The 25,940-nt window shown below is 60.3% G+C and carries 21 protein-coding genes and 1 tRNA gene; 12 read left to right on the top strand and 10 right to left on the bottom strand.

Translation table 11 applies throughout. From position 1 onward, the window contains the following. The first annotated feature begins 23 nt into the window (after positions 1-23). The gene (gene ramB, locus CENDO_RS01355) at positions 24-1,430 is read left to right on the top strand and encodes an acetate metabolism transcriptional regulator RamB (protein ID WP_136140433.1); all 1,407 of its coding nucleotides are present in this window, start codon (positions 24-26) and stop codon (positions 1,428-1,430) included. Between the two features lie 38 nt (positions 1,431-1,468). Here ramB and CENDO_RS01350 read toward each other — a convergent pair whose 3' ends face one another. Both CENDO_RS01350 and lpdA read right to left on the bottom strand, forming a co-directional pair. Continuing rightward, complete coding sequence (locus CENDO_RS01350) at positions 1,469-2,089, bottom strand: cation efflux transmembrane domain-containing protein (protein WP_210726552.1); 621 nt, start codon at positions 2,087-2,089, stop codon at positions 1,469-1,471. A 115-nt stretch (positions 2,090-2,204) separates the two neighbouring features. After that, complete coding sequence (lpdA, locus tag CENDO_RS01345; RefSeq protein ID WP_136140432.1) at positions 2,205-3,617, bottom strand: dihydrolipoyl dehydrogenase; 1,413 nt, start codon at positions 3,615-3,617, stop codon at positions 2,205-2,207. Positions 3,618-4,266: 649 nt separating this feature from the next. Between lpdA and CENDO_RS01340 the strand changes: the two genes are divergently transcribed. From CENDO_RS01340 to CENDO_RS01330, 3 genes are read left to right on the top strand one after another with little or no spacing between them, the layout of a single operon-like run. After that, complete coding sequence (locus CENDO_RS01340) at positions 4,267-5,532, top strand: alpha/beta hydrolase (protein ID WP_136140431.1); 1,266 nt, start codon at positions 4,267-4,269, stop codon at positions 5,530-5,532. A 54-nt stretch (positions 5,533-5,586) separates the two neighbouring features. Continuing rightward, the gene (locus CENDO_RS01335) at positions 5,587-6,669 is read left to right on the top strand and encodes an alpha/beta hydrolase (RefSeq protein WP_136140430.1); all 1,083 of its coding nucleotides are present in this window, start codon (positions 5,587-5,589) and stop codon (positions 6,667-6,669) included. Positions 6,670-6,707: 38 nt separating this feature from the next. Continuing rightward, positions 6,708-8,036, top strand: a complete 1,329-nt coding sequence (locus CENDO_RS01330; protein ID WP_136140429.1) for a M1 family metallopeptidase — start codon at positions 6,708-6,710, stop codon at positions 8,034-8,036. 12 nt (positions 8,037-8,048) lie between these two features. Here CENDO_RS01330 and CENDO_RS01325 read toward each other — a convergent pair whose 3' ends face one another. Then, positions 8,049-9,452: a YeeE/YedE thiosulfate transporter family protein gene (locus tag CENDO_RS01325; RefSeq protein WP_136140428.1), complete on the bottom strand. Its 1,404-nt coding sequence runs from the start codon at positions 9,450-9,452 to the stop codon at positions 8,049-8,051. A gap of 143 nt (positions 9,453-9,595) precedes the next feature. On the opposite strand from CENDO_RS01325, the gene rfbB reads away from it, so the two are divergent. Genes rfbB through rfbA form a run of 3 tightly spaced genes read left to right on the top strand, consistent with a single transcriptional unit; the run spans position 9,596 to position 12,813 of the window. Continuing rightward, positions 9,596-10,603, top strand: a complete 1,008-nt coding sequence (rfbB, locus tag CENDO_RS01320; protein WP_136140427.1) for a dTDP-glucose 4,6-dehydratase — start codon at positions 9,596-9,598, stop codon at positions 10,601-10,603. Further along, positions 10,603-11,940: a sugar nucleotide-binding protein gene (locus CENDO_RS01315; protein WP_136140426.1), complete on the top strand. Its 1,338-nt coding sequence runs from the start codon at positions 10,603-10,605 to the stop codon at positions 11,938-11,940. Before rfbB ends, CENDO_RS01315 begins: the two co-directional genes overlap by 1 nt. Before the next feature lie 6 nt (positions 11,941-11,946). After that, positions 11,947-12,813 carry a glucose-1-phosphate thymidylyltransferase RfbA gene (gene rfbA / locus CENDO_RS01310; protein ID WP_136140425.1) on the top strand — a complete coding sequence of 289 codons (867 nt, stop codon included), beginning with the start codon at positions 11,947-11,949 and terminating at the stop codon, positions 12,811-12,813. 180 nt (positions 12,814-12,993) lie between these two features. Here rfbA and CENDO_RS01305 read toward each other — a convergent pair whose 3' ends face one another. The 4 genes from CENDO_RS01305 to CENDO_RS01290 all read right to left on the bottom strand — a co-directional run bounded on the left by CENDO_RS01305 (position 12,994) and on the right by CENDO_RS01290 (position 17,638). Continuing rightward, entirely contained in the window at positions 12,994-13,914 is a 921-nt protein-coding gene (locus CENDO_RS01305) for a DUF559 domain-containing protein (protein ID WP_136140424.1), read from the bottom strand. 276 nt (positions 13,915-14,190) lie between these two features. Further along, entirely contained in the window at positions 14,191-14,811 is a 621-nt protein-coding gene (locus tag CENDO_RS01300) for an MBL fold metallo-hydrolase (protein ID WP_136140423.1), read from the bottom strand. Between the two features lie 27 nt (positions 14,812-14,838). Beyond that, positions 14,839-15,936 (bottom strand): S-(hydroxymethyl)mycothiol dehydrogenase, encoded by a 1,098-nt coding sequence (locus CENDO_RS01295; RefSeq protein WP_136140422.1) that lies wholly within the window; start codon positions 15,934-15,936, stop codon positions 14,839-14,841. A gap of 175 nt (positions 15,937-16,111) precedes the next feature. After that, positions 16,112-17,638, bottom strand: a complete 1,527-nt coding sequence (locus CENDO_RS01290) for an adenylate/guanylate cyclase domain-containing protein (RefSeq protein ID WP_136140421.1) — start codon at positions 17,636-17,638, stop codon at positions 16,112-16,114. 59 nt (positions 17,639-17,697) lie between these two features. On the opposite strand from CENDO_RS01290, the gene CENDO_RS01285 reads away from it, so the two are divergent. The 5 genes from CENDO_RS01285 to CENDO_RS01265 all read left to right on the top strand — a co-directional run bounded on the left by CENDO_RS01285 (position 17,698) and on the right by CENDO_RS01265 (position 22,618). Then, entirely contained in the window at positions 17,698-18,915 is a 1,218-nt protein-coding gene (locus CENDO_RS01285) for a DNA polymerase III subunit delta' (RefSeq protein ID WP_136140420.1), read from the top strand. A gap of 61 nt (positions 18,916-18,976) precedes the next feature. Beyond that, positions 18,977-19,049 (top strand) — tRNA-Thr (locus tag CENDO_RS01280). Between the two features lie 489 nt (positions 19,050-19,538). After that, a complete protein-coding gene (locus tag CENDO_RS01275) occupies positions 19,539-20,732 on the top strand; it encodes an acetyl-CoA C-acyltransferase (RefSeq protein ID WP_136140419.1) in 1,194 nt (397 codons plus the stop codon). Between the two features lie 25 nt (positions 20,733-20,757). Beyond that, positions 20,758-21,813, top strand: coding sequence for an enoyl-CoA hydratase/isomerase family protein (locus CENDO_RS01270; protein ID WP_136140418.1), 1,056 nt, complete (start codon positions 20,758-20,760; stop codon positions 21,811-21,813). A 28-nt stretch (positions 21,814-21,841) separates the two neighbouring features. Then, positions 21,842-22,618, top strand: coding sequence for an enoyl-CoA hydratase (locus tag CENDO_RS01265; RefSeq protein WP_136140417.1), 777 nt, complete (start codon positions 21,842-21,844; stop codon positions 22,616-22,618). 79 nt (positions 22,619-22,697) lie between these two features. On the opposite strand, the gene CENDO_RS01260 is transcribed toward CENDO_RS01265, so the two are convergent. The 3 genes from CENDO_RS01260 to CENDO_RS01250 form a co-directional block, all read right to left on the bottom strand. After that, on the bottom strand, positions 22,698-23,171 hold the full coding sequence (locus CENDO_RS01260) for a MarR family winged helix-turn-helix transcriptional regulator (RefSeq protein ID WP_246014398.1): 474 nt from the start codon (positions 23,169-23,171) through the stop codon (positions 22,698-22,700). 169 nt (positions 23,172-23,340) lie between these two features. Continuing rightward, positions 23,341-25,074 carry an AMP-binding protein gene (locus tag CENDO_RS01255; RefSeq protein ID WP_136140415.1) on the bottom strand — a complete coding sequence of 578 codons (1,734 nt, stop codon included), beginning with the start codon at positions 25,072-25,074 and terminating at the stop codon, positions 23,341-23,343. A gap of 228 nt (positions 25,075-25,302) precedes the next feature. After that, positions 25,303-25,908, bottom strand: a complete 606-nt coding sequence (locus CENDO_RS01250; protein WP_246014328.1) for a TetR/AcrR family transcriptional regulator — start codon at positions 25,906-25,908, stop codon at positions 25,303-25,305. Positions 25,909-25,940: the final 32 nt, after the last annotated feature.

Below are 25,940 nucleotides of genomic sequence, written 5' to 3'. Positions count from 1 at the left end.
CACCGTTCTGTAATCTGTGCTGCATGGGAAAGACGTACGTAGGCTCACGGCTTCGCCAGCTCCGGCGCGAGCGCGATCTCAGCCAGGCTTCACTTGCATCCACGCTTGGCCTATCAGCCAGCTATGTCAACCAAATTGAGCACGATGTTCGCCCGCTGACGGTCCCGGTACTTTTGCGCATCACGGAAGTCTTTGGCGTGGACGCCACCTTCTTCTCCCGCGATGATGATTCACGCCTGCTCGCCGAGATCCAGGACGTCATCCAGGACAAGGAGCTGTGCCCATCCCCCGTCGAGCTGCAGGAGCTTTCCGAGCTCGTGTACAACCACCCCACCGTCGCGCGCACGATGGTGGACATCCACCGGCGCTACCGCAATGTGCGTGACAAGCTCTCCCTCGCCACGGACACCCGCCGCACCGCCGGCGCCCAGGCGCTGTCCATGCCGCACGACGAGGTCCGCGATTTTTTCTACGCCCGCCAGAACTACTTGGACGATTTGGATAACGTGGCGGAAGGCATCGCGGGGGACGTCGGAGTAGACCGCTTCCAGATCCGCAAGACCGAGGAGGCCCTGGCTAAGCGCCTGCGCGACAAGCACGGCATCGAGATCATTACCACCCCGCAACTGGATGGCACCCTGCACCGCTTCGACCGTGAGGCCAAGACGCTGCGCCTCGCCTCCCGCCTGACCGAGGGCCAGCGCGCCTTCCGCATGGCCGCCGAGCTGGGATTCCTGGAGGCCGGGGACCAGATTCAGCGGCTGGTGGACGAGGAGCCTTTCACTTCCGACGCCTCCCGCAACCTCGCCCGCCGCGGCATCGCGTCCTATTTCGCGGCCGCGACGGTCCTGCCCTACAAGATGATCCACGCCGAGGCTGAGCAATCCGGCTATGACATTGAATACCTGTGCCAGGTCTTCGGCGTGGGGTATGAGACCGCGGCGTCCCGCCTGTCCACGCTTCAGCGCACCAACCTGCGCGGCATTCCTTTTACCTTTGTGCGCGTGGACCGCGCCGGAAATATGTCGAAGCGCCAGTCCGCCACCGGCGTTCACTTCTCCAACTCCGGCGGCACCTGCCCGCTGTGGAACGTGTATGACACCTTCGCCCAGCCGGGCGTGATTTCCCGCCAGCTGGCGCAGATGCCGGACGGGCGCAATTACCTCTGGATCGCCCGCACGGTGCAGCAACAGCAGGGGCGTTTCACGGACACCAACAAGCTATTTGCCATTGGCCTAGGCTGCGAGGCGCGCCACGCGGACCGCACCGTCTACGCCGAGGGTCTCGACATCACGGACACGGATGCCGCCACGCCAATCGGCGCCGGCTGCAGGACCTGCCCGCGCGAGAACTGCGCGCAACGCGCTTTCCCCTCAATCAACGAGGCCCTCACCATCGACGCGCACAAGTCCTCCGTGGCCCCCTACTAGCCGCGACGCTTACCGCCGCCACCGCCAATGGATTGGCGCTAGTCATCATCGAGCATTTCCAGCGGATCCTCCTCGCTGACGGATGCCTCCCATACTTCCTTGGCTGCCGTGAAGTTGATGGAGGCAATAATCAGCCCCACGATGACATCGAACCACGCGGTGGCCACCGCAAAGGTGGCCAGACCGGCGGCGATAATCAGCACGTTCGCCAGCGCATCGTTGCGCGCCGCCAGCCATGCGCCGCGGGTTAAGGATTGCCCCGGCACGCCCTCACCATGGGCCCTGCGCAGCTTGAGCAGGATGACCGCGCACGCCACGTTGACCACCAGCGCGCCCGCGGCCGTAAGCGTCAGGGCGCCCGGTTCGGGCGGCTGCGGGTCGAAAATCTTGGCCACCGCGGTGACCACCGCGGCTATCGCCGGCAGCAGGATCACCGCCGCGAGCACCATGCCCGCGCGCCTGCGCGCAGCCAAAGACCAGGTCAAAGCGAAGAACACCAGCATATTAATGGCCGTGTCTTCAAAGAAATCCACCGAGTCCGCGAACAGCGACACTGATCCCAGCCGCACCGCCATGACCATCTCAACCAGGAAGTAAGCAAAGTTCAGCGCGGCGACTACCAGCACCGCTTTCCTAATACCGGCCATCTCCTCATTCATGCTTCGGCTTCCTCCATCGAATATAACGACAATAATGTACCCCCAACAGCAACGCCCGCCCGGGACCTCGGGGGTCAACCGGACGGGCGCGGTGCTAACTCAAGCGAAGGGCGCTCTAAAGGTTAATCATGTGGCCTTCGATGCCGTGAACGGCTTCCTTCATTGCCTCGGACATAGTCGGGTGAATGTGCACGTTGCGTGAGATTTCGCCCGCGGTCAGGTCGAAGCGCTGTGCCAGGGTCAGCTGTGGGGTGAAATCTGATACACCCTCGCCTACCATGTGGGCGCCCAGCAGCTCGCCGTACTCGCCATCGGCGACGACCTTGACGAAGCCGTCGGTCGCGTTGGCGCCAACCGCCTTGCCGTTCGCGGAGAACGGGAAGGAGGCAACCTTGATCTCCTTGTCCGGCCACTTCTCCTCAGCCTGCTCCTTGGTGTAGCCGAAGGAGGCGACCTGCGGGTTACAGAACGTTGCGCGAGGCATCATCATGTAATCACCCAGGGTCTGGGTCTCGGCGCCGGCGATGGTCTCGGCGGCAACGATGCCCTGAGCCTCGGCCACGTGAGCCAGCTGCAGCTTGGCGGTGACGTCACCGATGGCGTAGATGCCGTCAACATTGGTGCGCATGTAATCATCGATGGCAATAGCGCCGCGCTCGGTGAGCTCAACGCCGGTGTTCTCCAGGCCAAAGCCCTCGGTGCGAGGACGGAAGCCAACGGAAATCAGAACGCGGTCAACGGTGATGGTCTCCGTCTTATCAGAGCCCTTCTTCTGGTAGTCAACCTCGACGGAGTCCCCATTGTCGCGCACCGCGGTGGTAGCGTGCCCTGGAAGAAGCTTGACGCCATGCTTCTTGTAGACCCTAGCGATCGCCTTGGAGACCTCTGCGTCCTCGTTAGGAAGCACGCGGTCCATGTACTCGATGAGGGTTACATCGACGCCGTACGCGTTGAGCACGTAGGCAAACTCCATGCCGATTGCGCCGCCGCCCACGATGGCGATCTTTTCTGGCGCCTCCGGGTTGAGGATGTGCTCCTCAAAAGAGACCACGTTCTCAGACAGTTCAATACCAGGCAGCGTGTTAACGATGGAGCCGGTGGCGATGATGCAGTTATCGAAGGTGATGGTCTTGCCCTTGTCATCGCCCTCGGTGATTTCCATGGTCTTGGCATCGGTAAAGGAACCCAGGCCGTGGATCTCGGTGATCTTGTTCTTCTTCATCAGGTAGTGGACGCCCGCCACGATCTTCTCCGAGACCTTGCGGGAACGCTTGTGGGCGTGGGAGTAATCCATCTCCACGTCGCCCTTGATGCCGAAGACATCCTTCTCATGCTTGAGGATGTTTGCGATCTCAGCGTTCTTGATCAGCGACTTGGAAGGGATGCAACCTACGTTCAGGCAGACACCGCCCCAGTACTGCTTCTCAACAACCGCGACCTTCTGGCCAAGCTGAGCTGCACGGATAGCGGCTACGTAGCCACCAGGGCCCGCGCCGAGTACTACTACGTCATAATGTTCTTTAGTCACGCCCTATAGGGTATCTAAATTTTGCGTATCTGTCTGCGCCTACCCCTATATATCGCCTACCCAGGCTCGGGTCGATCGCATAAAAAATCGCCCGCGCCGTCACCGGCCCGGGCAATCTACCCTTTAGCTATTCCTTAGAACCAGCCCAGGGACACGGCCAGTTGGGAGGAGCCGGAGGAGCCCATGTGAATGAACTCGCCGAGGTAGGTATTGAGCTGTACGAGGAAAAGATCAATCGGGTTCATGCTGGATCCTTAGAACAATAGGCAGTTGATTTTTCAGGGCGTTCTTACACGCTTTTAACGCCAAATCCTACTACCGCGTTACGTGCGCGGCAGTGCAACTTGCACGCAAGCGTGCATCGATACACCGCAAGATAGGTTTTCGCGACTATAACACACCGCGCACCCCATTTGACACAACTTTAACAATAGTCCCACCAATCACTTCTTTAACTTGCTATGCTGTGCGCACACGCATAACTCCCTGACCATCATCAAAGCCGCGGCACTGGCGCGTCCAGCTGGGGCCGAATGGATTGTTAACATCTTCCCAGGCCCTTCCGATGTGAGGGGAAGAAGCACGCAATCCCTGTCCCTAGCTCTGCATCGTCACCGCCCGGAGACGTTCTACCCAGGAAGCGGAACATATGAAGATCCTTCGCACTGCAACCAGCACCGCCGCGGCCATCGCCATCGCCGCCGGAGTGCTAACCGCGCCCGCCATCGCCGCGGCCTCGGACATCGCCGCGGATGACCCGCGGATCACCCAGGGGGAAGACGCCGCCACGGTGACCGTAAAGTCCGTGGAGGACTTCGAAAAGCGCGCCGTGCAGGTATGGTCCGAGAGCGAGTCCAGCTGGGAAAAGCTGAAAGACTCTGACAAATGGATCATCAATTCCAACCTGTCCAGGATCGATGAGAAGGGCACCATATTCTTTGGGCCGGAATCAGTGGGCAACCACTACAACGGCCGGGTCCGTTGGGTTGAGACCTTCTCGCCGTCAATGAACAAATTCATCGATTTGGCCGTCATCACCCCGGATGGAACGTTCAATACTCCCCGCCCCACCATCTATATGCTCAACGGCGCCGGTGGCGCGGAGCAGGGCATGGACTGGATTTCCGCCACGGTGGGCCGCCCCGATACTGACATCGTCGATTTCTACTCGGGCCACGACGTAAACGTGGTCATCCCGATGGGCGGCGCTTTCTCCTACTACACGGACTGGCTGGAATCCCCACAAACCGGCTACCTCAGCGACCCGGCAATCAAGTGGGAGACCTTCCTTACCCGCGAGTTGCCGCAGGCGCTCGAACCCGCGATCAACGGCAACGGGAAGCGCGGCATCGCCGGCATGTCCATGTCCGCTACCTCCGCGCTGCTGCTGGCCCAGCATAATCCGGGCTTCTATGACGCCATTGGCTCCTTCTCCGGCTGCGCGGCCACGTCCACCCCGCTGCCGCGCTTTTATACGGCTCTGACGGTCAACCGCGGCGGTGGCACCCCTGCACAGATGTGGGGCCCGGCAAACGGCCAGTACGCCCGCTACAACGACGCGTTGATTAACGCCACCGCGCATAATTTCGCGGATTCTGAGATTTACGTCTCCACGAACTCCGGCCTGCCGGGCGAAAATGAGATGCTCTCCTCCATGATTCCGGACAACCCCTCTTTCGAACAGACCTCCGCGGCTTTCCAAACCTCCTCCACCCTGACCGTTGAGGGCGGCGCCATCGAGGCCGCGATGAACGCTTGCACCCATGACCTGAAGAGTAAGATGGACGCGGAAGGCGTGGACGCTACCTGGAACTTCCGCCCAACCGGCACGCATTCCTGGCCGGGCTGGCGCTCAGACTTGCGCGAATCCTGGCCCACGTTTGCCCGGGCCTTCGGCCTTCCCGAGTCGCAGTAATCCGCACCGCGTTATAAGCTCACCCCTAAAACCCAAATACCCATAAGGATTCTCATGAAGAAGCGTCTTGGCACCATCATTGCTTCAGTGGCCGTAGCTGGTTCTTTGGCTCTTGCTCCGGCGGCAACCGCCGCCAATCTGACCCCTCAGCAGGTCGCAGGCAGCCAGGCCCTGTCCACCGTATCCCCCCTAGAGGCCACCCCCGAGGTTGCTGACTCCGCGTGGTACAAGCAGTTCGCGAACGATGACCGCGTCATGAAGCTGCAGGCCACCTCACCCGCGATGAACGGCCGCGTGGTTCCGCTCGCGGTTATCCCGGCCGGCGAGGCCAACCGCCCAACCATCTACCTGCTCAACGGCGCCGGCGGCGCAGAGCAGGACATGGACTGGACCGTGATGTCCCAGGTGGTGGATTTCTACTCGGATCTGAAGGTCAACGTGGTCATCCCGCAGGCCGGCGCTTTTTCCTACTACACGGACTGGAAGCAAGACCCTAACGGCACCTACCTGAAGGGCCCACAGAAGTGGGAGACCTTCCTGACCAAGGAGCTTCCCGGCCCAATCGAGCGTCACCTGCAGGCCAACAACAAGCGCGCGGTGGCCGGCATGTCCATGTCCGCTACCTCCGCGCTGCTGTTTGCCCAGCATAATCCGGGCTTCTACGACGCAGTTGGCTCCTTTGCCGGTTGCGCCGCTACCGCCGACCCGGCGACCTATGAGTTCACGCGCCTGACCGTTAATCGCGGCGGCGGGCAGCCTGAGCAGATGTGGGGCCGCCAGGGTTCCGCGACCAACCGCTGGAATGACGCCCTAATCAACGCCGCCAAGCTGCGCGGTACCGAGCTCTACATTTCCTCGGGCTCTGGCCTGGCCGGCAAGACCGATATGCCTTCCTACTACACCGCCCAGGGCATAGAACCCGTCCCGGCCGTTCTGGGTGCCGCAACCCTGCAGATTGAGGGCGGCGCCATCGAGGCCGCGGTCAACCACTGCACCCATAACTTAAAGGCCAAGCTGGACAAGAACGGTATCCCCGCGGATTACAACTTCCGCAACGTTGGCACCCACTCCTGGCCGGGCTGGCGTGAGGACATTGAGAAGTCCTGGGCCACCTTCTGGCGCGCTTTCTACGCTTAAGTTCACTTGAGCCCCCAGGGGCGGTAGGATCGCAGCTTATGTTCACGCTGTGCCCTGCCGCCCTTTCTGGATCCCGTGACCCGTACACGGGGGTGGAGTTTAACCTGGGCTTTCGGGTCAGCCACTACGCCTTAAACCTGGACTACAAGGTGGAGCCCAATGCGCTGGCTGGCGAAGCGGTACTGCGGGTTGTGACGGGCGACGAGGAGCTTAAGAAAATGAGCCTGGACCTCGCCGCGGGCATGGTGACGCGCCGCGTCACGGCGGACGGCAAGGTAAAGGTTGCTAAGTTCAAGCAGTCCGGCGGCAAGCTGCGTATAAGCTTCGGCGCGCCGGTTCCCGCCGGGCAGGAATTCGCGTTGACCATTCGTTACGGCGGCAACCCCAAGCCCATTCGGACCACGTGGGGCCAGATTGGTTGGGAGGAAACGGAGTCCGGCGCGCTGGTTGCCTCGCAGCCCAATGGCGCGCCGAGCTGGTTCCCGTGTGATGACCACCCCAGCCAGAAGGCCACCTTCGATTTCAGGATTGCGGCCGATTCGCCGTTTACGGTGGTGTGCCCGGGCACGCTGATATCGAAGCGCTCCACCGGTTCCACCACCCGCTGGCATTACGCGGCCGAGTCCCCCCTGGCCACCTATCTCGCCACCGTCAACGTGGGCGAGTTCACGGCCTTCGATTTAGGCCGCAACACCACGGTGTTCGCCCCGGCGGAGCTCAAGTCCCAGGTCAATGAGGAGTTTGCCCGGCAGCAGGACATGCTGGACTTCTTTGAGGAACGCTTCGGGGACTATCCCTTCCCGGATTACCGCGTTGTGGTCACCGAGGACGCCTTGGAAATTCCGCTTGAGGCCCAGGGCCTGTCCATCTTTGGTTCCAATCACGTCAAAGGAGACCACGTCTTTGAGCGGCTCATCGCCCACGAGCTTTCCCACCAATGGTTTGGTAACTCCTGCGGGCTGAGCGTGTGGGGAGACATTTGGCTCAACGAGGGATTTGCCTGCTATTCGGAGTGGCTGTGGCTTGAGCATTCCCAGGGCGTGCCCGCTCATGAGTCCGCGCGTTCCCACTACAAGGTGCTAGAGCGCAAGGACCAGGACCTCTACCTGGCGGATCCCGGCGCCAGGGATATGTTCGATGATCGGGTGTACAAACGCGGCGCGCTCTTCGTTCATTCGCTGCGGCGCGAGCTGGGCGACGATGCGTTCTTCCGCGCCATCCGCAGCCATCTTGCCGCGGCGCGCCACTCAACCACCACCGCGTCCGACGCCCTCTCCGCCTTCCGCAGCGCCGGCAACCCCGCCGCTATCGACGCGCTCGCAGCGGACTGGCTAGGCCAGCGCGCGCTGCCGCGCTTCCCGGCGTAAGCCGGTGGTGCTTTAACGCTTGACTATGGAGATTATCCAGCCCGCGTCGCCGGTCTCTTGAAAATCAACCACCTCGTGGCCGTTATCGGCGGCCCAGCGCGGGATGGTCTCCGTGCCCTGCGTGCAGTCAAACTCGATGGTGAGTTCATCGCCCACCTCGAGCTGCTCGAGGGCATCCTTGGCCTCAATCAGCGGGAACGGGCACACCGCGCCCATGGAATCCAGGTGGTACCTGCCCTGCTCCAGCTGGGTCAGGCCAGGCTTGCGCGCGACTTTTAGCCCCAGGTCTACCTGCGGCAGGGTTGCCACCGCGGTTCCGCCGAGGGACGGGGCGGCCTGGATCACCGGGCTAGCGGCGGTGTTAAGCGGCTGGTCCTGAGGGGCGGCGTCGGGCGCGGAGGCAGGCTGGGAACCACGGGAAGGCTTGAGCCAGATCTTGGCCGCGAAACCCACGCCCAGCGCCATAAACAGCAAGGAGACCCAGCCCTGGTAGCTAAACAGGGAGGTTTGGACCATGCCATTGCCCACGGTGCAGCCGCCGGCCAGCGCCGCGCCGATTCCCATGAGCGCGCCGCCGCCGATGGAGCGGACGGTCTGGGTGGCGTCAGGAATGCGGATGCGGAACTCGCCGGTCGTTTTTGCCGCGATGAACGAACCGATCAGGATGCCCAATACCAACATGACGCCCCAGTTGATGCGCTCCGGCTCGCCGGTGGTAAGGAAGCTGGCTATGTCAGCGGACGGGGTGGTAATTCCCAGGCCGGAGTTGCGGCCGGTAGCCGCGGACAACGGCCACGCCGCCACGCCCAGCAGGCCCACCAGCACGGCGGCAGTGTAGACGTGGAGCGGCTTGGCAAGGCCCTTCTTGCCGAGGTTTGCCACCTTGAGCCCGGCGCGCTTTTCCTTGGACATGTAATGCCAGGTCAGGTACGCGGTCAGAGCGCTAAGCGCGATGGTAAAGATCCATGGGGACACGCCCAAGGTTTCCGGGATGGTGGTGGCCTCAACCCTGAAGGATTTGACGGACTCATCCAAGCGGTTGAGGAAGCCGTACTTCATGGCCGCGGCGAACAGCGCGTAAAAGATCAGCGCGAACCAGGAACCTACCAGGCCCTCGCCGGTGCGGTACCAGGTGCCGGACGCGCAGCCGCCGGCCCACACGATGCCGATGCCGAAGAGGAAACCGCCCACTATCACCGCGACCGGCGCAAAATTGCTGACCTCGGGGCTAATGACACCGGCGCTGCTCAGCGCGGTTAGTCCAACCGCGTGGACCGAGATGACGATAAGCAGCGCGGTGAAGGTGCGCCAGCTTTTGAGCAGGAAGATATCCCGCAAAAAGCCGGTGACGCAAAACCGCCCGCGCTGCATGACGATTCCGAGGACGGCGCCGAGCGCCAGACCGCTAAGTATCATGTGGACTCCGTTGATGTAGTGAGAATTATTTCCGGAGGCACCACATTAGACCTATCCGTCTATTTTTACAAGACTTTAATGTACAGCTTTGTCTATCAAGCCCAGGGGCTCCCCCGCCCGGCGCGGCGCTAAACTAGATTCCCATGAGCTCTCCCCAAAAACTCCTTGTTACGGGCGGCGCCGGCTTCATCGGCGCCAATTTCGTCCACCTGCTGCGCCGCGAACGGCCCTCATGGGAGATCACCGTCCTAGACAAGCTCACCTACGCGGGCAACCCCGCGAACCTGGAGGGAACGGACGCGCGCCTCGTGGAGGGCGATATTTGCGATTCTGACCTCGTAGACCGGTTGGTGGCCGCGGCGGATGTGGTGGTGCATTTCGCCGCGGAGAGCCACAATGACAATTCGCTGTCCAATCCGCGCCCATTCATAGACACCAATCTGGTGGGCACGTTTACGCTGTTGGAGGCCGCGCGCAAGCACGACAAGCGTTTCCACCACATCTCCACCGACGAAGTCTTCGGCGATCTAGCCCTCGACGATCCCGCACGTTTTACGGAACAAACCCCATACGCGCCGTCCTCGCCGTATTCGGCATCCAAGGCCGGGTCCGACCACCTAGTCCGCGCGTGGATACGCAGCTTTGGCCTGGCCGCCACGATTTCCAATTGCTCCAACAACTACGGCCCCTACCAGCACATCGAGAAATTCATCCCGCGCCAGGTCACCAATATCTTAAGCGGCCTGCCGGCCAAGCTCTACGGCACCGGCGCGCAGGTGCGGGACTGGATCCACGTCGATGACCACAACGCCGCCGTCCTAGCGATTCTCGAGCGCGGGGCCCTGGGTGAGACGTATAACATCGGTGCCGACAATGACCATGTCTCCAACCTCCAGGTAATAGAGCTCATCTGCGAGCTGATGGGCGGCGAATTTGAGCACGTCGCCGACCGCCCGGGCCACGACCAGCGCTACGCGATGGATTCGGCGAAGCTGCGCCGGGAACTGGACTGGGCGCCGGTATACACGGATAATCAGACGGGCATGCGGCGGGGACTGGAGCAGACCATCGAGTGGTACACGGCCCACCGCGCGTGGTGGGAACCGCTCAAGAAGGCGGTCGAAGCGCAGTACGCGGAAAGGGGCCAGTGATGATTGACGGCTTAAAGATCTTTGACCTCGACGTTCACGGGGATGAGCGTGGTTGGTTCAAGGAGAATTGGCAGCGCTCCAAGCAGCTGGAGCAGGGGCTACCGGACTTCGGCCCGGTGCAAAACAATATTTCCTTCAACGCCGAGCGCGGGGTAACCCGCGGGCTGCACGCCGAGCCCTGGGATAAGTACATCTCCGTAGCCACCGGTTCCGTGATGGGCGCGTGGTGTGACCTGCGCGAGGGCTCCCCCACGTACGGGCACACCTACACCCACCGCATCGATGCGGCCACGGCCGTGTTCGTGCCGCGGGGCGTGGCCAATGGCTTCCAGGCTCTGGAGGACAACACCACCTACACCTACCTGGTCAACGCGCATTGGTCTCCGGACGCGGCCTATAGCTTTGTGAACCTCGACATGATTGACTGGCCGCTCGAGCCCACCGAGGTTTCCGAAAAGGATAAGCACCACCCACAGCTGGCGGACGCCGTGCCGGTGCCGCCGCGTAAGATCCTGGTAACGGGCGCAAACGGTCAGCTTGGGCGCGCACTCAAGGCGGTCTACGGCGACGCGGCGCACGTGGAATACTGCACGCGCGCGGAATTCGATATCACCAACCCGCCGGCGCGGGACTGGGCCCAGTACCAGGCGATCATCAATTGTGCGGCGTTCAACGATGTTAACGGCGCCGAGGAGCGCCGGGCCGAGGCGTGGGCCGTCAACGCTTCCGCCCCGGCGAAGCTCGCCACGATCGCCTCCGAGCACAACCTCACGCTCGTGCACGTCAGCTCCGATTACATCTTTGACGGCACCCGCGAGCTGCACACCGAGGAGGAAATCCCGTCCCCGCTAAGCCTTTACGGTGCGTCCAAGGCGGCCGGCGACACGGCCGCGCAGACCACGCCCAAGCACTATGTCATCCGCACCGCCTGGGTCTTCGGCGAGGGCAAGAACTTCATCCGCACCATGGCGGACCTGGCCGCCAAGGACGTGGAGCCGCGGGTCATCCACGACCAGCGCGGGCGCCCCACCTACGCCGAGGATCTGGCCAAGGCCATCAAACACCTCCTCGAGACCGGTGCGGAGTACGGGGTATACAACGTGACCTCGGGCGGTGACGCGGTGGGGCGCGATGAGATAGCGATGGCGGCGTTTATTGCCGTCGGGAAAGATCCCGCGGGCGTGCACCCCGTGACCACGCAGCAGTATCGCGAGATTGCCGGGCCCGAGGCGGACCGCCCGGCGGAATCCACACTGGACCTTTCGAAGATCGAGGCCACCGGATTTACCCCAATGAACTGGCGCGCCGCCGTGGCGCTGTACTTGGCATTAGGCTAGAAACTTATGAAAGGCATCATCCTCGCCGGCGGCTCCGGCACGCGGCTGTACCCCATCACCAAGGGCATATCCAAGCAGCTCATGCCGGTATATGACAAGCCAATGATCTACTACCCGCTGTCCACGCTGATCCAGGCTGGCATCCGGGAGATCTTGATTATCACCACCCCAGAAGACCGGACGGCGTTCGAGCGCCTCCTGGGCGACGGCTCACACCTAGGCATCATGCTCTCCTACGCCGTGCAGCCGCGGCCCGAGGGCTTGGCCCAGGCCTTCATCATCGGCGAGGATTTCATTGGTGATGACTCCGTGGCGCTGGTGCTGGGTGACAACATCTTCGACGGCCACGGGTTTTCCACCGCGCTTGCCGAATGCCGGAATCCGGACGGCGGCACCATCTTTGCCTACGAGGTTTCCGACCCCCAACGCTACGGCGTCGTGGAGTTCGATGCGGGCGGCAATGCCTTGTCCATCGAGGAAAAGCCGTCTGAGCCACGGTCCAATTTCGCCGTGGTGGGCTTGTACTTCTATGACAACTCCGTGGCGGACATCGCGCGGGGGATCGCCCCTTCCGCGCGCGGCGAGCTAGAGATTACCGCCGTCAACGAGGAATACCTGCGCCGCGGGAAGCTGGCGGTCAAGCGCTTGCAGCGCGGCGACGTGTGGTTAGACACCGGCACCGTGGACTCCATGTCCGAGGCTTCCGCATACATCGAGGTGCTCCAGAAGCGCACCGGCGCGGTCATCGGTTCCCCGGAGGTTGCCGCCTATCGCGAGGGGTTCATCTCCCGCGAGGCCTTGGTCCAACTGGCCGAGGAGCTCGACAAATCCGGTTACGGCGCGTACCTGCGCACAGCGGCACGCGAGGACTAGGCGGGGCTGGGGCGGGGCCTGGTGCTGGGGCTGGGGGTGCTCGATTCCCGCAAATGACTGCCCGCAAACGACCTACACCACGGTCAGCTAGGTGAAGCTTGTGCCTTATTTGGGCCGAAAACGTCGGTGTAGGTCGTTTGCGGGCGGTTGTTTTCCTAGCGGACGCTCCGCCTCGCACCTTTAGACCGCGGGCCTTCGCCGCAGGGGACCAAAGCTCAACTCGCGCCTGACCATTTCAATAAGTGCGTCGGGCGATGCTAACTGCTGGGGCGATAGCCTCAAGACGCGGTACCCGGCGTTGGTTATTTCCTTCTCCCTACGGCGTTCATCGACGATAGCGCTCGTTGGGTCGCCGAAAGTCCCGTCATACTTCACATTGCCGTCTACCTCCACGACAAGCCACCCGTCAATGCAGATATCGGCGTAGTAGTTGAGGATCTTCTTCTGCGCTTCGACCTCCATAGCTATCCCGCAATCCAGCAAGTCCGCGCGAACTACCGATTCCCACGGCGAACCGGAGTTGGAAATCGCGAGGTTCACACACCGCCGAGCCGTGGCGATTCCTTTGAGCCTGCCCACGTTGGAGAGCGTTGAACGGAGTTTATGGATGTTGTGTCCCCGCGCCAGGAAGCTATCCATTGCTACGAGGCCCGCCCGGAACCCATGTATCCGAGCAATGTCAATGCACGTCCTCGCGGGATTCGTGCACCTGACTCCGAAATACTGTCCCCAATGCTCCCTGCGCAAGAGGATTGAGTAATACCGTCTTCCATACCACCGGTTCCTCAGCGGCAGTTTCCCGTTTCGGGTGGTGGCCTCTATCGCGTCGTCTCCTATAACCCACAGCCCGTGCCAGCGCGCGGCGGAATTCAGAACGAGTATCGAACTCGGAAGTCCCTGACTGTGGGCCAGCAACCGCAGACGCTCCCTGTCGTTAAAGCTCAAGGCGTCATAATCCGGCTTATAGATTCCGAATGCCGGGGACAGCCGCCTGAGATATCCACTGTAAAGATGCCTGTGTTTTCGCTCGTCGTTGGTCGCTATCTTGCGAAGGTCCACGAGCTTTCCTGATGCGTATTTTTGTAATTGTCGATTGTCCATGACTCGACATTGGGACTTAAAAGGCTTTTAGTCCAGCAATTGGGCCTCGCTAAACCAAATCTGTGGATAACTCCGTGACCGGTCACTGTCTTAAAAGGGACGGCCAAATGCAAATGACTGGTCGCAAACAACCCACATCGCCGTTTTATCGCGGAATCCTCGGAAACTCCGAGCCGCTGGGGTCGATGTCAGTCGTTTACAACCAGTCATTTGCGGTTATTGGCGGGGGCCGGCCGGCGATAGGCCGCCGGGGCTTAAGGGCGGATTTACGGCGGGCTAGTACCCGCGGGCGATGTATTCATCGATGCGGGCGGCCTCCGCGCCGATGGTGGTCTCATCGCCGTGCCCCGGAAGCACCTTGGTCTCGCGCGGAAGGTGGAAGACCACGTTGCGCAGGGACTCGATAATCACATCGAAATCGGAATACTTGCGCCCCGTTGCGCCCGGCCCGCCGTTGAAGAGGGTATCGCCGCTAAGCAGGATGTCCTCGGACGGCAGGTGGAAGACCACGCAGCCCGGGGTGTGGCCCGGCGTGTGGAACACGGCGAGTTTCTGTCCGGAGACCTCGAACTGCTGGTTATCGGCCAGAGTCTCGTAGGGCGCGTCGCCGTTGGATTCGCGCCACAGCATGTCATCGTCGGGGTGCAAGTACACCGGGCAATCAAAGCGTTCCGACGCCGCCGGCGCCAGCTCACAATGATCATTGTGCGCGTGGGTCAACAGCACCCCGCGAACCGGCCGGCCGGCCACGGCCTCTTCCACGGCGTCCAAGTCATGGGAAGGATCCACCACGTAGACGCCATCCGCGCCGCCGATGATGTAGACGTTATTGTCCACATCCCATTCCCCGCCATCCAGGCAGAACTTTCCCGAGGTGACAATCTTGTCGATCTTCATAAGCACTACTCCCTATATTCCGGACCGCTAGATTTCCACCACGGAACGCAGGACCTTGCCGGACTTCATGGTCTCAAAGGCCTGCTCTACATCCTCGAGGCCAATGCGCTCGGAGACGAACTTGTCCAGCGGGAAGCGGCCCTGGTTTGCCAGGTCGATGTACATCGGGAAGTCGCGCTCCGGCAGGCAGTCACCGTACCAGGAGGACTTTAAGGAACCGCCGTGGCTGAAGAAGTCAGCCGCGGGGATGTCAAAGCGGCTGGTCTGGTCAGGCACACCGACCATGACCATGCGGCCGGCCAGGTCACGCGCGTAGAAGGCGGCCTGCGCGGTCGCCGGGATGCCCACTGCGTCGATGGCGACATCGGTGCCAAAACCATCGGTAAGGTCTTGCACCGCGGCGACCAGCTCATCGTGGCTCAGTTCCTTCGAGTTGATGGTGTGGGTGGCGCCGAATTCGCGGGATTTTTCCAGCTTGGAATCATCGACGTCCACGGCGATCACCTTGGATGCGCCGGCCAGATTGGCTCCGGCGATGGCCGCCATGCCCACGCCGCCGCAGCCGAAGACCACCGCGGACTCGCCTCGCTTGATCTCCGCGGTGTTGACCGCGGCGCCCAGACCGGCCATGACGCCACAGCCCAGGAGGCCCGCGGCGGCTGGGTCGGCTTCGGGGTCAACCTTGGTGCACTGGCCCTCGTGGACCAGGGTCTTCTCCGCGAAGGCGCCGATACCCAGGGCGGGGGTCAGCTCCGTGCCGTCCTCCAGAGTCATCTTCTTCGAAGCGTTGAAGGTGTTGAAGCAATACTTTGGCTCTCCCTTCTTGCAGGCGCGGCAATCGCCGCAGACGGCACGCCAGTTGAGGACAACAAAGTCCCCCTCCTCGACGTGGGTTACCCGCTCACCCACGGTCTCCACGATGCCCGCGGCCTCATGGCCCAAGAGGAATGGGTACGCGTCTTCAATGTCGCCGTCGCGGTAGGCCAGATCCGTATGGCACACGCCGCAGGCCTGGATCTTGACCACTACGTCATTAGGGCCCGGCTCCGGAATCACGATGTTAACGGCTTCCACCGGCTCGCCCTTGGCAAGGGACACAATTGCTTTCACAGTCTGATTCGTCATGCCCAGAGCCTACCCACATTTTCACTTCCTCGCCGCTAATGAAAATTGGCACCGATAGCGCGCCAAGGGGCAGGCCCCCATGGCCCCCACAGCCCCCACGGCCCCGGCAACCCGCGGGCTACAGAACAAAGCCACCCCCAAAAAATGGGCCCGCCGGGCGCGTACTGGCGGGACTTTAGGAGCGGTCAGCGAGCGTCGGGCGGATGGGGCGAGCCAGTTGCGTCATGCGTCGACGCCCACGCAACTCGATGGACTTCATGAGCGTCCAGCGGGCTTGTTCCGCCTCGTTTGCGCCGCGCAGCGTGGAGGAATTTGTAAGCACCTGGCCCGGGGTGTCCTTGGCCAGCTCCGTTAGGCGCGCGGCCTCATTGACCGCGTCACCAATCACGGTGTACTCGAAACGGTCACTGCCGCCGATGTGTCCGGCAACCACGTGTCCCGCCGCCACGCCGATACCGGCCTGGAGGCGCAGGCCACGCAGCTCCTGCCGCATCTCACGCGCCGCCTGGAGCGCCATGGACGTGGAGTCAGGCACATTGACGGGGGCGCCGAAAACCGCCAAAGCCGCATCGCCCTGGAACTTGTTGATGATGCCCTTATTCCGGTGGACCACGGATACCACTTTGTCGAAGAACTTATTGAGCTCTTCCACCACTTCTTCCGGCGTGTGCGCCACGGCGAATGTCGTGGAACCAATGACGTCAATGAACAGCACGGCCACCTTGCGGTCCTCACCGCCCAGCTGCGGGCGTTCTTCTAGGGCGCGCTGGGCCACCTCGGCGCCCACGTAGCGGCCGAAGATGTCACTGACGCGCTGGCGCTCACGCAGGCCGCGCATCATCTCATTAAAGCCCGCCTGGAGCACGCCCATTTCAGAGCCGTCATAGATGTCAACCTCCACGCCGGATTCGCCGCGGCGCACCCGGTTGATGGCGTCCTGCAGCTCGTGGATGGGATCCACCACGGAGGACGTGGCGTAGAACGTGCCCACCAGGCCCGTAATCATGGCCGTGAGCACCAGCGCGGTCACCGCGGGGATGAGGTCACCGGCGCGGTTGTCGAAGATCTGCAGGGACCTGCCCAGCAGCAAAAGCAGCACGCCGACGAGCGGGACGCCGGTGCTCACCAGCCACGTGATAATGAGGCGGGTGCGAATCGGCGCCTCAAGGGTGGAATCCTCCGAGCGCCGCGCCAGCGCCCGGGAGGCGATGGGGCGCACCATGCGGCCGGAAACCAGGTAGGTCAACAACACCACCATCATCCCCATCAGGGTGGTAGATAGGCCCACCACCAGGGCCAATAGCCCCGAATCCCGGCCCGCCACCACCACGGCAATGATGATGCCAATGGCCCACACCAGGGCCGCCACCGCGGCTTGGTAGAAGGGGATGCGCAGCACCAGGTTGCGGATCATGATGGGGTCATGGGCGTCCGGGTTGCGCTGCCAATCCAAAATTGGCCTAAACAGGCGCACGGTCACCAGGCTGCCCGCGATGACGGCGAAGACCACGTACGCCACGCCCACCGCCCACAGGTGCGGGATGTCAGAGGTGAATTCGCGGATTTCGGCGATCGGCAACAACCAGCGCACGAAGGACATGACGGCTACCGCGCCGATGGTATTCACGCCCACGATGGCGGCCGCATACACGGGCCAGTTGGTGCCCATCAGCCACGTGAATCCGCGCAGTAGTCTATTCATGGTTTTCTACTTTATCCATCTCCGTCCCCTTTAGCACGCAGCCGGTAAACCCCAGTAGGATGGGCCAAGTGAACAAAGGATCTGTGGCTCAGCGTCTTGCCGATACCCCGTCCGTGCGGGATACCATTTTGGCCGCAGCTCGCGCGGCGCGTGGGCTGCCCGGCTCCGATCCGCGCGCCATGAGCCACTCCTGGCTGTTTACCGGCCCACCGGGTTCCGGGCGCTCCATGGCCGCGCTGGATTTCGCCGCGGCGCTCATGTGCGAGTCCCCGGACGGGGAGCCGGGGTGCGGGCATTGCGCCTCCTGCCGCGCCGTGCTGGAGAACCGCCAGCACACCGATCTGGTCTTTATCCAGCCGCAGGAGCTGTCCATCGCGGTGGACACCGTGCGTGACATCATCGCCCAGGCAGCGTCGCGTCCCACCGTCGCCCGGTGGCGCGTCATTGTTTTCGACAACGCAGATCGCTTGACCGACGGCGCCGCCAACGCCCTCCTCAAAACCGTCGAAGAGCCCACCGCGTCCACGGTGATGGTGATGTGTGCGCCGTCGGCCGATCCCGAGGATTTTTCCCAGACGCTGCGCTCGCGCTGCCGCCACCTCTACGTACCCGCGCCTTCCGTGGAGGCGATTGTGGGGCAGCTGGTGGCGGAGGGGGCGTCGGAAGAACATGCGAAGCTGGCGGCCGTGACCTCCCTGCGCCATGTGGGACGCGCGCGCCGGCTGGTATTCGACGAGGGCGTGCAGAAACGCCGCGCCATGTCCATCAACCTGGCCGAGGACATCTTCCACGGCTCCCAGGCCTTCCAATCCACCTCCGCGCTGCTCAAGGTGCTGGACAAGGAGTCCAAGGAGGAGCACGCCGGGAACGACGCCGCGGAGGTGGCCAAGCTTGAAGCCGCCTTCGGCGCAGGCGGAAAGGGCAAGGGCGCGGCCAAGTCCCAGCGCGAGGTCAACACCGCCGTCAAAGAACTACAGGCGCTGCAGAAAAAGCGCGCCACTCGGCGCCTGCGGGACCTGATTGACCTAACGCTGGTGGACCTGGCCGGGATTTACCGCGATGCGCTCATGCTCAAGGTGGGCGCCGAGGTGGAGCTGACCCACCCGGACTTTAGCGGCCTGGCCGGCGAGCTGGCGTCCCACATCAGCGAGGAGGGGCTTGTAGCCTGCCAGGACGCCATCACCACCTGCCGCGAGCACATTGGCGTCTCCGTGACGCCTACCATCGCCTTTGATGGCATGATAGGCCGCCTGCGCCTGGCCTGTAAGGCCCGTTAGCTGCCAATTTCCCGCACGCGGGCTCCTAGGCTAAGATTCGAAGGTGCTAGCTTATTAGCGCGCTGCTTTAGCTCAGTCGGTAGAGCATTTCACTCGTAATGAAAAGGTCGCGAGTTCGATTCTCGCAAGCAGCTCAAGAAGTAGACCGCCCACTACCTGAAAATGCAGGGAGTCGGGCGGTTTTCCTATCTCTCGAAGCGACCGGGGTTTCAAAGGCGTGACAGCACTGCGTCACCACACCGGCATAAAGTCACCACGCTCGCACTTAGAACTGCCCCGGCTATCTCCTCTCCAGCCTCCCCCTTCCCCGCATATCATTTCGCACGGATCACTACTTCTGCGATGGACCAGCTGGCAAGGAAAGACGCAGAAAGTTTTAACAAAAGAGTTGTCCCGGCTTCCGCAACGCCGCTAGCGCTTGCTCGAAATAACCCCGGATGTCCGGCAGGTATAGCGTCACCATCCCAGCCCCACGCCGTGCCGCAGGGAACTTGTACCATCAACAAGTCCAAAAGGGTGGCGTGGGACACACTTTACATGTACGGTTTAAGAATAAATCGTACTGCCAAATCTACTGAGGCTTGTAGGGCCTACTGTTAATGAAAGGTTGGTTGAATCTGCCCATGACAAACCAACAAAGACCAGAAGACATCGTCATCGTTGGCGCTAAGCGCACTCCATTTACGAAGCTTCTTGGCGGGCTCTCCAGCCTCGAGGCCACTGACCTCGGTGGTTATGCCATCAAAGCTGCCCTCTCCGACGCCGGGATCAGCGGCGAGGAGGTTGACGCAGTAGTGTTCGGCCAGGTACTCCAAGCCGGCGCAGGGCAAAACCCCACCAAACAGGCAGCAATCAAGGGCGGCATTTCACTAACCGCCCATACCAACACCGTTAACAAGGTTTGCCTATCTGGCCTCACCGCGGTCATCGATTCCGCACGCCTCATCCGCTCCGGCGAGGCGAACATCGTTGTCGCAGGTGGCATGGAATCAATGACCAATGCGCCACATCTTCTCCCTCAGTCACGCAAAGGTACAAAATTCGGCGCGTTTTCCGTCACGGATCATATGGAATACGACGGTCTGCGCGCAGCAGATACCGGCGCCTCAATGGGGGCGCTCACAGAGGAATACGCAGACACGTACCCCGCTACAAGGCAAGAACAGGACCACGTGGCAGCACTGTCCCACCAGCGCGCCAACAAAGCGAGAGAATCGGGCGTGTTTGGCAGAGAGATCGCGCCGATTGAAATCGAAAAACGCACCGGACTCGTCACGGTCGAGGCGGATGAAGGAATTCGCGAAGGCGTAACAGTGCAATCGCTGAGCAAGTTGCGGCCCGCTTTTTCACAAGACGGATCAATTACAGCAGGAAATTCATCGCCAATTACCGACGGTGCGGCCGCAGTGGTGCTCACCACCCGAGCGCATGCAAAGGAAAAAGGCCTCACAATCCTTGCAACACTACGTTCGCCGGGACAGATAGCTGGCCCCGATATGTCCCTGCAGACCAAGCCCGCGCAGGCCATCGAAGCCGCACTGGCAAGAGAAGGCTGGACCGCAAAGGATCTGGACCTCATCGAGATCAATGAGGCATTCGCTTCCGTAGTTATTGGTTCCGTTCGCCAACTCGGAAGGGATATCGAAGACGTCAATACTTGCGGCGGAGCTATTGCCCTTGGACACCCTATCGGCGCCTCCGGAGCACGCCTTGTAGTCCACGCCGCTCATCAAATTGCCAACGGCAACGCCCGCAAGGCGGCCTTGGGTCTATGCGGAGGCGGTGGCCAAGGCGAGGCCCTGCTTTTGAGCAACTAGAAATCTAGGTTTCAAGGAGTACTTAATGACTGACCAAATTATTTCTGAAATTCAGGGCAAAGCTGGCATCCTCACCCTGAATCGACCGAAGGCTATCAACGCGCTAAACCTGGAAATGGTGCTTGAGCTAACAAGGGTCCTTAAAGACTGGGAGCACGAGGATTCCGTGCAGCTCGTTATCTTTAAAGGCGCCGGTGACCGAGGGCTCTGCGCAGGCGGAGACATCGCCATGTTATATCGAGACGCGTTGGAAGACGGCACGGAAGGAGTTGAATTCTGGCGAGAAGAATACCAGCTCGATTATCTGATTTCGCGGTACACGAAGCCAACCGTAGCCATCATGAACGGCATAGTCTTGGGCGGTGGAATCGGCATCGCCGGGCATTGCTCTCATCGGGTGGTAACGGACGACACCCGCGTAGGAATGCCGGAAGTAAACATCGGTTTTTCTCCGGACGTCGGCGGTTCTCGCTTGCTCGCCAATGCTCCAGATAACTTAGGCCGCCACCTCGCATACACCGCTGGCCACGTTGGTCCTGCAGAAGCCATCGATACTGGTTTCGCCGATTATTACGTCCCAAAGGAACAGATTGAAAAACTCATCAATGCACTGGCCGAAAACGGTGTTGATGATATCGCCAAGTACGCAGAAGAAATCGGGCAAGGATTTGGCGTAAATCGCGACGAAATGGTGGACGTCTACTCTGCACCGACCATCGAGGATATCCTTAAACGCCTGGAAGACCTTGCATCAGACAAAGGCGCTGAGCACTGGGCCGCCGATGCTCTGAAGCGAATCCGCCGCAACTCACCACTCGGCCTAAAGGTCACCGAATACTCGCTAAACCTCAACGGCGGTGCCACGGTCGAAGAAACCCTGACCAACGATTTTTGGATGTCCGCACATTTCCAGCGCGACCCCGACTTTGCCGAAGGCGTCCGTGCCCAGATCATCGACAAGGACCGGAATCCGCAGTGGAACTGCGCCACGCTTGAATCCGTGTCCAGTCGGAAGGTGAAGTCATTCTTCACCCCAATCGACAAGCCAGGTTTCGAGCCGCCCCAATTCCAAGCGGTTTAAAGCTGAACGCCCAATTCAAGGAGATTTCATGACTGAATACAACAACATCTTGACTGAAACGCACGATCGCGTGGGCATCATTACCCTCAACCGACCCAAAGCCCTCAACGCGCTCAACAAGGAAACGATGGAGGAGGTCGTCGCCGCGGCCCAAGCGTTCGACGCCGACCCTGGCATCGGCTGCATTATCCTAACCGGCTCCGAAAAGGCTTTTGCTGCCGGCGCCGACATTAAAGAAATGCAAACCAAAACCGCTACAGAAATGTACAACAGCAACTGGTTTGCCGGCTGGGACGGACTTTCCGCCGTTCGCACCCCTGTAATCGGTGCTGTCAATGGCTACGCCCTCGGTGGAGGCTGCGAACTAGCAATGATGTGTGACTTCATCATGGCGGGCGAGAAGGCCAAGTTTGGACAACCGGAAGTCAACCTTGGCGTAACCCCCGGTATGGGCGGCTCCCAGAGGCTCACCCGCGCAATCGGCAAGGCTAAGGCTATGGAGATGTGTTTGACCGGCCGCATGATGGGCGCCGAAGAAGCCGAGCGCTCCGGCTTGGTCGCCTCCGTCCACCCTGTTGAGCAACTAGTAGACAAGGCAATTGAGACCGCAGCGCTCATTGCTTCCAAGTCTCTTGTCGCCACTAGCTTGATTAAGGAGCAGGTTAACGCCGTCGATGAGACTTTCCTTTCCCAAGGCATCCTCTTCGAACGCCGTACCTTCCACTCCATCTTTGCGTCTGAGGACCAGAAGGAGGGTATGTCTGCATTCGTAGAAAAGCGCGAAGCAGAATTCAAGCACCGGTAATTACAAAATTTAAAAAGAATCCGGCGCCGATACCTCCTTTCCGATAGGAGCATCGGCGCCGGATTTTGAGTTTTAGCTTCTATATCTCGAAGCCCCGCAGCCGTGCAGAGACTTCGATGAGCGTTTCCCTCGCTTGGGAATCTAACTCGAGCGACGCAAGGAAGGCGTTGAAGGCTGGCGTCGCCGATGAGAGCAGGACCGTGCCTTGGTCGGTCAGAGAAACTCGCAGCGACCTCTTATCTTGAGGGTCTGGCGTACGCTCGAGTAGCCCCTCACGCTCAAGCTTCCTTACCGTATGTGTCAAAGATGGCGGAGGTACCTGAAGCCTGGACGCTATTGAAGACATGGGCAGGTATCCCCGACGGGCGTAATTGAGTAGGGTCAATAACTCAAATTGGGCGAAGGTGATCCCAAATGGCTCGAGAGATTTATCCCCTCCGGACACAAAATACTGTGCCAACCTGATAGTAGATGTTACCGAGGCCAATATGTCTGCAGACTCTTGGCCATTGTGCTTTGCCCACTGCCTACGGCCTTCAGCCACATTGTCCATTTTGCCGCCCTTGGTTTTATGCATGCTCCTCACTTCTACCGACTCCCCATTGACCTATACTTTCGCTGTCACGCTCTGCACTCGAATATATCTTGCTACTAAATGAAAAGGCCTTCTCCCTACCCTCCATGGGGCACGAAGAAGGCCTTGGCCTTAAGGCAGCGGGTCACTATCCCTTCAACGATGGGAAATCAGAATCAGCAAATTCCGTAGACGCCTTGGTTTCACCGCCGTCTGACACGTGGATTTCGCCTTCACGTTTGCGCAAGTCAACGCGGCGAATCTTTCCGGAAACCGTCTTCGGGAGCTCAAAGAATTCGAGGCGACGAATACGCTTGTACGGCGCCAGGCCATCGCGACAATGCTTCAGAATCTGTTCAGCAGTTTCGGCCGTTGGCTCCCAACCTGGGGCTAGGGCAACATATGCCTTCGGGACCGCTAGTCGAATTGGATCCGGCGATGGGACCACCGCCACCTCCGCAACCGCAGCATGCTCAATCACGACCGATTCCAGCTCGAAGGGGGAAAGGCGGTAATCAGATGCCTTAAATACGTCATCCGCACGACCTACGTAGGAGATGTACCCTTCCTCATCCCGCTCTGCAATATCGCCCGTGTGGTAGTAACCGTCGCGGAAAGTTTCAGCATTCTTGTCATCATCGCCGAAATAGCCCTTGGTCAAGCCCACCGGTCGAGGATCCAGCTTCAGGCATATCTCTCCCGTGTCACCAATCTCATCCGTCGCGGGGTCAATCAGTGCCACCTCCCAGCCCGGCAGCGGACGCCCCATCGAGCCGGCCTTCACCCTTTGCCCCGGGGTGTTCGCGATCTGCAACGTAGTTTCGGTCTGGCCAAAACCGTCACGGATATCGGTCTTCCAGGCATTTTTAACCGTGTTAATCAGCTCGGGATTGAGCGGCTCACCGGCTGCAACCAACTTTTTGGGCGGGGTTTCCATGGAACCCAAGTCAGCCTGTACAAGCATCCGCCACACAGTAGGCGGGGCGCAGAAAGAAGTGACTCCTTCTGCTTCCATTGCATCCATCAGCGCTTTCGCATCAAAGCGCGAGTAGTTGAATAGGAAAATAGTGGCACCGGCAATCCATGGAGCGAAGAAATTAGACCATGCGTGCTTAGCCCAACCGGGAGCGGCTACGTTCAGATGCACGTCACCAGGTTCTAGGCCAATCCAGTACATGGTAGTCAGGTGACCAACCGGGTAAGAGGTGTGGGTGTGCTCTACTAACTTCGCCTTGGAGGTGGTTCCGGAGGTGAAGTAAAAGAGCAGCGTTTCATCAGCGCTAGTTTCCTGGGAAGGCTCAAAGTTTTCAGATGCTGTGAATGAGTCTGAGTAGCGCAAAGTGGGGTGAGCGTCCTGTGCATCAGGTTCATCTCCAACCTGAATAATCGTGATGTCTGCGGTAACACCTTGGAACTTCGCCGCATCTTCAGCATTGGCGATTACCCATGAAACCTCAGCTCGTTCCGTACGATCCTGAAGGTCGACCGTTCCGAGCATTGCCGTTGCTGGATTCAGCACGAATCCAGCTTTGATACAGGCCAGCATCGATTCCCACAGTTCAACCTGGTTGTTAAGCATAAGCATGACCCGGTCACCACGCTGCACCCCCTGGTCCACCAGCCAGTTAGCAAGTTGGGACGAACGCGCGGACATCTCCGCGAAAGTACGGCGTGTAGTTTTCCCGTCTACCTCGCGAATGACTAGAGCTTCACGGTCCCTTGACTCCGGATTGGTAGCGAGCTCCGCGTCAAACCAATCGATACCGAAATTAAAGTGCTCGAATCGGGGCCATTCGAATGCCTCGCGTGCGGCCTCGTAGTCCTGCTGGTGGGACACCAGCAGGTCACGTGCGGCGCGGAATCTCTCAGTTACTGTCGTCATGATGCTCCTTGAAGATTGGTTCCTTCGCGGGATTGGTGAGTGCTTTAAACGACCAAAAGCTGAAATCTAAATCTCTTTTAGCCTTAAATGTGACCCGCGTCGCACTTCACTATAATTCGAGTTCAAAGTATTTTCCAGTGTCTAGACGGAAAAAGCGCCACCCGAAGGTGGCGCCCCAATCAAAGCCCAAGGAAGAAGACGGTTTTTAGGTTAAGAATTTGTTACCAACTAGACGCACAACCCCCGAAGAACGATTTGACCGAGCGCCTGGTACGCATCTTTAGAGTTCAAATGGGCAGAGTAGATCCCCTGCTGAATATCCTGCATTGACCGCTGAATAAGCACAGACGCAAAGCCCACAGAATCTACATTGAATTCTCCGGCAGCAACCCCCTCTTCGATAAGTCCATGGATTACGTTCACCGCCGCTTCGGTATTGATTGAGTAGATCTCTCGCGCAACAGGCTCAGTGGCAAGGTCCCCCATAAACTTGGGCGAAGCTCCTTCAAGAGCCGAGGTCATCGCGTCAAAGTAGTCCTCCAATGCGACAGCCAAACTGCCAGCTCTCTTAGCCTGCGGCGCCGTTCGCCGTGCAATCTCCTTAAAGTAACTAATTAAGATCCTGGAGATGATTTGGTCGCGGGTCGCACCAATCCCGTAAATGGTCGACTTGGAACAGTGATATTTCTTCACCGCAGAATCGATGGTGAAATTTTCAAAACCTTCCGAGAGAAAATCTCGCAAGAGGGCATTAAACAGTTCTCGCTGCCTCGGAGTGAGCGGAACGGGGGCAGGGGCGTTCACAAGGATCTCCTCATCGTTAACTTGCTTCAAAGACTTGAGTAGATCACCAATGCGGATGACCT

The sequence above is a fragment of the Corynebacterium endometrii genome (assembly GCF_004795735.1).
Taxonomy (GTDB): Bacteria; Actinomycetota; Actinomycetes; order Mycobacteriales; family Mycobacteriaceae; genus Corynebacterium; species Corynebacterium endometrii.
This window is presented reverse-complemented; position numbering and strand designations above follow the sequence as displayed.

What these genes read in the sequence shown, in the direction of transcription:
- CENDO_RS01285 (WP_136140420.1), top strand. Translation starts at nt 17,698, where the DNA reads ATGGGCCAAGTGAACAAAGGATCTGTGGCTCAGCGTCTTGCCGATACC.
- CENDO_RS01290 (WP_136140421.1), bottom strand. Translation starts at nt 17,638, where the DNA reads ATGAATAGACTACTGCGCGGATTCACGTGGCTGATGGGCACCAACTGG.
- CENDO_RS01305 (WP_136140424.1), bottom strand. Translation starts at nt 13,914, where the DNA reads ATGGACAATCGACAATTACAAAAATACGCATCAGGAAAGCTCGTGGAC.
- rfbB (WP_136140427.1), top strand. Translation starts at nt 9,596, where the DNA reads ATGAGCTCTCCCCAAAAACTCCTTGTTACGGGCGGCGCCGGCTTCATC.
- CENDO_RS01315 (WP_136140426.1), top strand. Translation starts at nt 10,603, where the DNA reads ATGATTGACGGCTTAAAGATCTTTGACCTCGACGTTCACGGGGATGAG.
- CENDO_RS01260 (WP_246014398.1), bottom strand. Translation starts at nt 23,171, where the DNA reads ATGGACAATGTGGCTGAAGGCCGTAGGCAGTGGGCAAAGCACAATGGC.
- CENDO_RS01300 (WP_136140423.1), bottom strand. Translation starts at nt 14,811, where the DNA reads ATGAAGATCGACAAGATTGTCACCTCGGGAAAGTTCTGCCTGGATGGC.
- CENDO_RS01270 (WP_136140418.1), top strand. Translation starts at nt 20,758, where the DNA reads ATGACTGACCAAATTATTTCTGAAATTCAGGGCAAAGCTGGCATCCTC.
- ramB (WP_136140433.1), top strand. Translation starts at nt 24, where the DNA reads ATGGGAAAGACGTACGTAGGCTCACGGCTTCGCCAGCTCCGGCGCGAG.
- CENDO_RS01335 (WP_136140430.1), top strand. Translation starts at nt 5,587, where the DNA reads ATGAAGAAGCGTCTTGGCACCATCATTGCTTCAGTGGCCGTAGCTGGT.
- CENDO_RS01295 (WP_136140422.1), bottom strand. Translation starts at nt 15,936, where the DNA reads ATGACGAATCAGACTGTGAAAGCAATTGTGTCCCTTGCCAAGGGCGAG.
- CENDO_RS01255 (WP_136140415.1), bottom strand. Translation starts at nt 25,074, where the DNA reads ATGACGACAGTAACTGAGAGATTCCGCGCCGCACGTGACCTGCTGGTG.
- CENDO_RS01325 (WP_136140428.1), bottom strand. Translation starts at nt 9,452, where the DNA reads ATGATACTTAGCGGTCTGGCGCTCGGCGCCGTCCTCGGAATCGTCATG.
- CENDO_RS01340 (WP_136140431.1), top strand. Translation starts at nt 4,267, where the DNA reads ATGAAGATCCTTCGCACTGCAACCAGCACCGCCGCGGCCATCGCCATC.
- CENDO_RS01350 (WP_210726552.1), bottom strand. Translation starts at nt 2,089, where the DNA reads ATGAATGAGGAGATGGCCGGTATTAGGAAAGCGGTGCTGGTAGTCGCC.
- rfbA (WP_136140425.1), top strand. Translation starts at nt 11,947, where the DNA reads ATGAAAGGCATCATCCTCGCCGGCGGCTCCGGCACGCGGCTGTACCCC.
- CENDO_RS01275 (WP_136140419.1), top strand. Translation starts at nt 19,539, where the DNA reads ATGACAAACCAACAAAGACCAGAAGACATCGTCATCGTTGGCGCTAAG.
- CENDO_RS01330 (WP_136140429.1), top strand. Translation starts at nt 6,708, where the DNA reads ATGTTCACGCTGTGCCCTGCCGCCCTTTCTGGATCCCGTGACCCGTAC.
- CENDO_RS01265 (WP_136140417.1), top strand. Translation starts at nt 21,842, where the DNA reads ATGACTGAATACAACAACATCTTGACTGAAACGCACGATCGCGTGGGC.